Source organism: Paraburkholderia antibiotica, from assembly GCF_012927125.1.
Taxonomy (GTDB): Bacteria; Pseudomonadota; Gammaproteobacteria; order Burkholderiales; family Burkholderiaceae; genus Paraburkholderia; species Paraburkholderia antibiotica.
Genome location: NZ_JABBFZ010000062.1, coordinates 1 through 1,569 on the forward strand (window position 1 = coordinate 1; position 1,569 = coordinate 1,569).

The 1,569-nt window shown below is 52.8% G+C and carries 2 tRNA genes and 2 rRNA genes; all 4 read left to right on the forward strand.

The features are described from left to right. Positions 1 to 690, forward strand: a 16S ribosomal RNA gene (locus HHL14_RS32720); the annotation flags it as partial. A gap of 72 nt (positions 691 to 762) precedes the next feature. Further along, positions 763 to 839: transfer RNA gene (locus HHL14_RS32725), tRNA-Ile, on the forward strand. Between the two features lie 44 nt (positions 840 to 883). Next, positions 884 to 959 (forward strand) — tRNA-Ala (locus tag HHL14_RS32730). A 314-nt stretch (positions 960 to 1,273) separates the two neighbouring features. Further along, positions 1,274 to 1,569, forward strand: a 23S ribosomal RNA gene (locus tag HHL14_RS32735); the annotation flags it as partial.

A 1,569-nucleotide genomic window follows, 5' to 3' on the forward strand; every position in this document is an offset into this window, starting at 1 on the left:
CTTGGTAACGTAGCTAACGCGTGAAGTTGACCGCCTGGGGAGTACGGTCGCAAGATTAAAACTCAAAGGAATTGACGGGGACCCGCACAAGCGGTGGATGATGTGGATTAATTCGATGCAACGCGAAAAACCTTACCTACCCTTGACATGTATGGAATCCTGCTGAGAGGTGGGAGTGCCCGAAAGGGAGCCATAACACAGGTGCTGCATGGCTGTCGTCAGCTCGTGTCGTGAGATGTTGGGTTAAGTCCCGCAACGAGCGCAACCCTTGTCCCTAGTTGCTACGCAAGAGCACTCCAGGGAGACTGCCGGTGACAAACCGGAGGAAGGTGGGGATGACGTCAAGTCCTCATGGCCCTTATGGGTAGGGCTTCACACGTCATACAATGGTCGGAACAGAGGGTTGCCAAGCCGCGAGGTGGAGCCAATCCCAGAAAACCGATCGTAGTCCGGATCGCACTCTGCAACTCGAGTGCGTGAAGCTGGAATCGCTAGTAATCGCGGATCAGCATGCCGCGGTGAATACGTTCCCGGGTCTTGTACACACCGCCCGTCACACCATGGGAGTGGGTTTTACCAGAAGTGGCTAGTCTAACCGCAAGGAGGACGGTCACCACGGTAGGATTCATGACTGGGGTGAAGTCGTAACAAGGTAGCCGTATCGGAAGGTGCGGCTGGATCACCTCCTTTCCAGAGCTTGCATATTCTGTTCAAGTGCTCACGCTTATCGGCTGTGGTTTAGAGAAGTACAGGCAGACTCAGGGGTCTGTAGCTCAGTCGGTTAGAGCACCGTCTTGATAAGGCGGGGGTCGATGGTTCGAATCCATCCAGACCCACCATCTTTGTCTGTGGTGCTGACTGGTCGTCCCTGTAAGTAGTGACTGGGGGATTAGCTCAGCTGGGAGAGCACCTGCTTTGCAAGCAGGGGGTCGTCGGTTCGATCCCGTCATCCTCCACCAATCCTCAATGCCAAGGGTTCAGCAGAAGTGATGCTGAACGTTTCGCATTGGCGATTGAGCCAGTCAGAGCGGTACGCGATGTCATCGTGTTATCGGCTGTCGTTCTTTAACAATCAGGAAGAAGTAGTAAAGAGATTCACGAAAGGCACTTAGAGATGGGTGCCCAGTAGGTGAATCAGGGTTGTGATTGTATCGATGTATTTTTAAGTGATCGAAAGATCGCTTTGGAATACGGCGCAACACGAATACTCAACCTGTAGCGAGTGTGAATAGGTCGTCTCCTTCGGGACGCGACAGAGACATACCCGTTATAGGGTCAAGCGAACAAGTGCATGTGGTGGATGCCTTGGCGATCACAGGCGATGAAGGACGCGGTAGCCTGCGAAAAGCTCCGGGGAGCTGGCAAACAAGCTTTGATCCGGAGATGTCCGAATGGGGAAACCCACTCCTAATGGAGTATCCGTAGCTGAATACATAGGCTACGTGAAGCGAACGCGGTGAACTGAAACATCTAAGTAACCGCAGGAAAAGAAATCAACCGAGATTCCCAGAGTAGTGGCGAGCGAAATGGGATGAGCCTGTACTCTTTATCTGTATTGTTAGTCGAACG